Annotated in this window: 4 protein-coding genes and 1 pseudogene; all 5 read left to right on the forward strand. The window is 65.1% G+C overall.

Annotated features, from left to right (window positions below; all coding sequences use genetic code 11):
• A partial coding sequence (locus CCR95_RS22515; RefSeq protein ID WP_201098691.1) for a TrbC family F-type conjugative pilus assembly protein occupies positions 1 to 967 on the forward strand: 967 nt, incomplete at its 5' end.
• Between the two features lie 4 nt (positions 968 to 971).
• Positions 972 to 1,985, forward strand: coding sequence for a TraU family protein (locus CCR95_RS22520; protein ID WP_201098693.1), 1,014 nt, complete (start codon positions 972 to 974; stop codon positions 1,983 to 1,985).
• On the forward strand, positions 1,960 to 4,317 hold the full coding sequence (gene traN, locus CCR95_RS22525; RefSeq protein ID WP_201098695.1) for a conjugal transfer protein TraN: 2,358 nt from the start codon (positions 1,960 to 1,962) through the stop codon (positions 4,315 to 4,317). Before CCR95_RS22520 ends, traN begins: the two co-directional genes overlap by 26 nt.
• Positions 4,318 to 5,223: 906 nt before the next feature.
• A pseudogene (gene ssb, locus CCR95_RS22535) lies at positions 5,224 to 5,646 on the forward strand (single-stranded DNA-binding protein).
• A 101-nt stretch (positions 5,647 to 5,747) separates the two neighbouring features.
• Entirely contained in the window at positions 5,748 to 6,713 is a 966-nt protein-coding gene (bet, locus tag CCR95_RS22540) for a phage recombination protein Bet (protein ID WP_201098697.1), read from the forward strand.
• Positions 6,714 to 6,820 lie beyond the last annotated feature (107 nt).

Below are 6,820 nucleotides of genomic sequence, written 5' to 3' on the forward strand. Positions count from 1 at the left end.
CCCGTCGCCCGCCCCCTCGCCGACCGACGCGACCGTGCCGACCCCGACCATCGTCGTCACCCTGTTGGTGTCGCGCGCCTTGGGCGAGGCCGCGCTGCGCGACGTGTTCGCGCTCGCTGCCGGACGCCCGAACGTGCGCCTGGTGTTTCGCGGCGTGGCCGAAAACGAATCCCTGACCGACTTTCTGCGGGGTATCCATCGCCTGTTGCCACGCGACGCCGGGGAGACCGACACGACGTTGCCGAACGTGGAACTCGATCCGCGCCCCTTCCTGACCCCGGCGGTCGAGCTGGCGCCGACCATGATCGCCACCAACGCCCACGGCGAGGAACTGGCGCGCGTCACCGGCCTGGATCGCCCGGAGTGGTTGCTGGCGCGCGTGCGCCGGGGCGAACGCGGCGATCTGGGGGTGCGCGGTCCCGCCGTGGCGATCGACGAACCCGATTTGATCGAGGAATTGCAACGGCGTGTCGCGAACGTCGATTGGCAGGCCAAGCGCGACGCGGCCCTGGCGCGCTACTGGGAACGCACCGTCTTTGCCGCGCTGCCCACCGCGACCGTGCTCCGCGAACGGCGACTGAATTTAACGGTCACGGCGACCGCCCCCGTCGAGCTGCCCGACGGCACGCGCCTGGTCGAGGCCGGCGCACAGGTCAATCCGCTGGACGTGATGCCGTTTCGTCAGCGCCTCTTCATTTTCGATGCCAGCGATCCCCGGCAGGTGGCCGAGGTCGCGCGGCGCGGACAGGCCAGTCGCGCGGCGGGGACGCTGCCGTTGTATCTGGCCAGTCAGTTGGATCGGGACGCGGGATGGGCAGGCTTTCGCGCCGTTCAAGAGACGCTCGGCGAACCGCTGTATCGGCTCACGCCCGAGGTGCAAGCGCGCTTTCGGATCGAACGGGTGCCCGCCGTCGTCGAGGCGGGGGAGGGCATGCTCGTCGTGCGCGAATGGCCCCCGGAGGGTTGACGCGATGGTTGACCGCGTACTCGTCACGCTGGTTTTCCTGGTCGGGATCGGCGGTCCGGTCCAGGCCAGCAATGCCGTTTGTCCCGACGCCGAACTCTTGGGGGCCAAGCTCATCACCGACGTGTGCTGGGCCTGCCTGTTTCCGGTCCGCATCGCCGGCGTGCCGATCGGCAACGGCCCGGTTCCCGCCGGCGCGGCGACCCAAGCCCTTTGCAGTTGTCCCGATGCGCTCGGCCTGCCCATGCCAGGCATCGCCATCAGCCTGTGGGAGCCGGCGCGCCTCGTGGAATTGATCCGGGTACCCGGCTGCATGCCGGCCCTGGGAGGGGCGCGCCTGGATCTGGGAGCCATGCGGACCCTGGGTACGCCCGGCCAGGCGGCCTACGACGGCTCGGACAAGGCGTTTTACAACTATCACTATTACGCCTTTCCGCTGCTCGTCATGCTCGATCTGTTCTTCCCGGACACCTGCAACGTCGATCACTTCACCGACTTCGATCTGCTCTATCTGTCGGAACTCGATCCGACCTGGAACAACGACGAACTGGCGTTCTTCACCAACCCCGAAGCGGCCTTCGTCGCCAATCCGGTCGCGCAGGCGGCCTGTCTGGTCGATGCGGCCTCGGCGACCACGGCGCAATTGCCCCTCGATTCCCTGTTTTGGTGCGCCGGCGCCTGGGGCAGCCTCTATCCCTTCACCGGGCGCGTGCCGACGCTCAACGGCCGCCCCTCCGAGATGAGTCTGGCGAGCGCACGGGTGCTGGCCGCCCTGCATCGGCGCGGCCTGGCACGCCGCACCCTGGGCAACGATGCCCTCTGCACCGCGCCCCTGGCGCTGACCTTGCCCAAGACGCAGTACCGCCTGTCGCAGTTCTATCCCCTCCCGGAGGCTCATTCCAATCATGTCATCGGCGAAAGCGAGTTGCGCTGGGGAGCCTGGCGCAATGTGCCCGGCCTGGGCGAGGATCACCTCTATCTCCTGTGGCGCTGGCATGACTGCTGCGCCACCTTTGATTAACGGCGCGCGTCGCGCGTTGTGCGTCCTACTGGCGGTCGCCGTCGCCTGGACACCATGGGCGCTGACTTGGGGCCAAGACCTGTTCGGTCAGGCCGCCCGCGACGGGCAGGCGTTCGGCACGACGCTCGGGGCCGATCCCGTCCGTCTGACGCCCTTCGCGCATCCCGACGATTTTCGGGTCTACTTTCCGGGCGCCGACGCGGGCGATGTCGCCGACTGGACCGCGTTCTCCGACGACCCGGCGGGCGCGCAGGCGGCGGGCTGGCAGGCGCAATCGGACCTGGTGGCCACGCCGTTCGCCGAGGCATCCCCGAGCGCGCAGGCGTATCAGACCCTGACCGCGCCGGTCGGTCGGGCGCGCCCGACGCTTGAAGACGATCCGCTGTGGACCCTAAGCGATGCCACCACGCTGTCCCTTGACAGCTTCGCCGCGACCTATGGCGACTGCACCTGGGAATCGACTTTTCTCGATCAACCCACCACGGTGCATGTGCCCGCTTACGAAGCCTGTTTGATCGCCGATAAAGTGCAGCCGGAGTTCACTTGCGCCGCCGGTCGCGCCCTGTCTGCCCAAATTTTCTGGGATCCGATTTGGGGCGAAGTCACCGACGAGGACGGCAACACCACGATCGAAATCATCGGCTACACGCGCCGCCCGGTCATTGATCAGGATTCCTGGTCTTGGTCGCCGGCCTGCCAAGCGGGCATCGACCGGGTGAAAGACGGCTTCTGTCGCAGCACCGTCACCTGTACCAGCAATGCGAATGCCGACTGCATCGGCGTGACGGGCGGGGAGCTCTGCGGCGGCGAACTCGCGGCCCCGCCCTATCACGGCGTCAGCGGCGACGAACCCTGGGAAAACTTCTCCGGGATCGGTGCGGCCTGCATGGCGGTGAGCGTCAGCCTGGACTGCACCCGTTTCAACGAGGGTGCGATGGACTGCTGGACCGATCCCACGGGAGAAGAGCAGTGCCCGGACAACCCCGGCGATCAGGCCAATTGCACGACGCTGGAGGCGAATGCGCAATGCCAGGCCATCAGCGACCAGTGCGCCGAGGACGGTCTTGGCAAGACCGGCGTCTGTTATGTCCGCCAGCGCGTCTATGACTGCGGCACCGAAGAGGACATCGCCAACACGACACGCATCTCGGATCTGAACTGCGGCGGCGAGATCCGTTGCCTGGGCGACGACTGCGCCTCGTTTACCCCGGAGCAGTCGAGCGATTTCGGTGCGGCGGTCGCGGCCCTTCAGGCCGCCGAGTTCGTGACGCTCGACAGCGACTGTTCCAGCGGCACCTGCCAAGTTTTCAAGGGCACCGCCAGCGACTGCAAGCGGGCGGTGGGCGGCATCGTCAACTGCTGCAAAACGCCCGACGGGATTTCCCTCGGCAACTATCTGCAACTGATCTTCAAAATTGCCAAGCTCGATAGCGTCACCATGACGCTGAACGCCGCCGGCACGGCCACTCCCGGCTTCGGCGCTTGGGAAACGCTGCGCTCGCCGCTGGTCGATACCTGGTCGGCGGTGCAGGACGGCTTTACCTCGGCGGTCAATAACGTCACGGGCAACACGGCGGCGGCAACCACGGAAGCGGCCAAGGAGGGGGTCATCAGCGCGTTTAAGCAACAACTCATGCAGCAGACCGCGCAATGGACCGCCAATCTGTTCGGCCCTCAAGCCGCCAATCTGCTGTTTGCCGATGCCGCGACCGGCGGCGCGGCCTTTGCCGCCGATGGCACGGCACTCACCACGAATGTCGGACTCGGCGGCGTCGTGGGCACGGTGCTGCTCTACGTCATGTGGGCGTACCTGATCTACACCATCGTGATGATCCTGATCCACCTCATCTGGGAATGCACCGAGGACGAATTCAAGCTCGGCGCGCAACGCGCTCTGAAATCCTGCCATCGCATCGGCTCGTACTGCAAAAAAACCTTTTTCGGGGCCTGTATCGAATCGCGCGATAGCTACTGCTGCTTTAACAGTCCGCTCTCGCGCATCCTGAGCGAACAGATTAAAGGGCAACTCGGCCTGGGGTTTGGCAGCGCCAAACACCCCAATTGCGCCGGCATCGGCGTCGAGACGCTCGCCCACGTCAACTGGGCCGCCATCGACCTGCGCGAATGGCTGCAAATGCTCACGGCGGCCAACCTCGTCATCACTCCGGCCAAGATGACTTTCGCGGATCTCACCGAAGGCCAGAACAATCGCACCGCGACCCGCCTGGAGAATTTACAGGACGTGAACAGTGTCGCCGGATTTCATCGGGAGGCCGAGACGCAAGGCTGGTCGGAGACCTTGCCCGCCTTGCCCAGGCCCGCGCCGGAATGACCGCCATGCTGCTGCACGACACGCGGTGCCGTGCGCTTGCGCGCGGACGTCGCGCTGACCGACCGCCATCTGGCGACGCGTCGACCCTTTGCGAGCCAGGCGATCGCCAGGCCGGTCGGCAACGCGGGTGGCCGTTGCGTTCGCGTGTGTCTGGTCTTAAGATTGGTTTCGGACGCTGCGTGCGGTGGAGAACACCGGCAGCGTCAATCCTCGAAAAACTGGCTTTACGGTTCGATGCCTTGTGATCATACGGAACATGGTCTCGTTGACAGGAGTCGACGACCAGTTGTCAGGAGGACAATTCGCGGGTCGCTTCCGGCTAGCGACTTCATCAAATGTGCGCGTTGGCCCAAACGCCTGCAACCGTGGCAGGCGTCGCGGGATACCCTCTGACTCGACGCCTCGCGTCATCTGCTTAAACCGCTTTGGCGGTCTGATCTCGTCCGTCCGTCGATGCGACGACGGGAAACGTGCGTCCGCACGACCTTCAAACCGAACCGTTCCGCGCCAGGGATCTGTCGTCTGCGCGTGGCCGCGTCTGTCGCGCCGCGTTCAGTCGCCAGATTTTCCTGCGATCTCACCGGTTGAGATCGTCTATCGCCTGCGCGGGCGATTCATCAAGACCGCGCGCACCATCGGCAAGCCTCGTGCTTGCAGTCAATCCGCCAGCATCCGCTGGTTCACCCCCTGGGGAGAGTCGCCTCTTCCCCTTGGGAAGCATGCGTCTCCCTGATTTCGGAGAAAACGCATGAAGAACCTCCATGCCGCCATCCGTGCCCAGCGCACGGTGGCAAAGTTTGCGACCGGCGTGGCGTCCTGCCACTGGCGGTCGCCGTTTTCAACCCTTCCGACGGCTGAGCGCATTCGGCGCGCGGCCCGCCGCATGGCCACCACGAGGAATTGAACATGGCCGGTGTCAACAAGGTGATTTTGATCGGGAATCTCGGAGCCGACCCCGAGGTCCGCCAACTGCCCAGCGGCGATGCTGTGGCCAATGTCCGCCTCGCCACCAGCGAGTCCTGGAAGGACAAAAACACCGGCGAGAAGCAGGAACGGACCGAATGGCACAGCGTGGTCTTTTTCGGAAAACTCGCCGAGATCGTGCAGACGTAGCTGCATAAAGGCTCGAAGGTGTATGTCGAAGGCAAACTGCGCACCCGCAAGTGGCAGGACAAGGACGGCCAGGATCGCTATAGCACGGAGGTGGTCGTCGACATCGGCGGCTCCCTGCAGATGCTCGACAGCCGTCAGGGCAGCGGAGCTTCCGGCGACGACGGCCATGCCGATGCGTCGGGATCCGACAATTTTAGCGACGATATTCCTTTTTAAAACGAACGTGACTCGTCACTGATCCGACCTGATCGTCGGATGTTTCCCCACCGGGGCACCATTGCCCCCAGGGGCCTGGTGTCCCTTTTTCGAGGTTCATCATGGCTACTCAAACGCAAAAGATCGTCACGTTACCCGCCTGTCGGCTGGCCATTCGTCAGACCACATTGGCCGACGTCGGGATCGATTTCTCGACCTGGCAGGTGTTAGTGGATTCCATTTTTCCGTCCGCCAAGACGGTCGAGGGCATCCTGCTTGCCGTGCGCTACTGCCAGGCACGCGGGCTGGATGTCATGAAACGTCCGGTGCATGTGGTGACCATGTGGTCGTCGGCGCTCGGGCGTGAAGTCGAAACCGTCTGGCCGGGCATCGCCGAAGTCCAGACCACGGCGGCGCGCACCGGACAATGGGCGGGCATGGACCCGGCACGGTTTGGCCGGGAGATCACCCGGACCTTCAAGGGGTCCACGAAGATCAACGGCAACTGGAAAGAGATCGAAGCGGAGGTCACCTTTCCCGAGTGGTGCGAGGTCACGGTCTACCGGATCGTCGGGGGCATCCGCTGCCCGTTTACGGAGACGACTTACTGGGAAGAAGCTTACGCCCGCATGGGCAAGGGCGAAGCGCCGACGTCGATGTGGATCAAGCGCCCGCGCGGCCAACTCATCAAATGCGCCAAGGCCGCCAGCCTGCGTGCCGCTTTTCCCGAAGAGGCGAGTTACACCGCCGAGGAAATGGCCGGCAAGCCGATTGACGGCGAGCTGGTCGCCACAGTCACGGCCGTTGCCACGCCTGTCGTCGCCACGCCCACCGCGCCCACCCGCGCGCGTGATCCCGAGGCGACGCCGGAACCGGAGCCGGAACCGGTGCCCGTCGCGGCCAACGAGGCGGACATCGACGCCGCCACGCTGACCCAGATCGAGAGTCTGGTCACGCGCGCCACCAAGAGTCACGCCTGGGCATCGGCGCATGACTACTTCATCACCCGCTTCGAGGGTAGCGTGCTTCAGTTTGCCCTGGAGCGTCTGGTGCAGGCCGAACGCGACGCCGAGCCGCAAGCCGCCTAGCGACACCATCCCGACCGTTGCGACGGTCGATTCCCCCCACGGGACGCCACTCCCGTGCGGGGGCGGTGTCTCTTTCGATTCGGAGTACACCCAATGCAAGTTGTTAA

It is taken from the genome of Thiocystis minor, assembly GCF_016653465.1.
GTDB lineage: Bacteria > Pseudomonadota > Gammaproteobacteria > Chromatiales > Chromatiaceae > Chromatium > Chromatium minus.

Bases quoted from the DNA above. Each gene is read 5' to 3' on its own strand.
- CCR95_RS22520 (WP_201098693.1), top strand. From the start codon at position 972: ATGGTTGACCGCGTACTCGTCACGCTGGTTTTCCTGGTCGGGATCGGC.
- traN (WP_201098695.1), top strand. From the start codon at position 1,960: ATGACTGCTGCGCCACCTTTGATTAACGGCGCGCGTCGCGCGTTGTGC.
- bet (WP_201098697.1), top strand. From the start codon at position 5,748: ATGGCTACTCAAACGCAAAAGATCGTCACGTTACCCGCCTGTCGGCTG.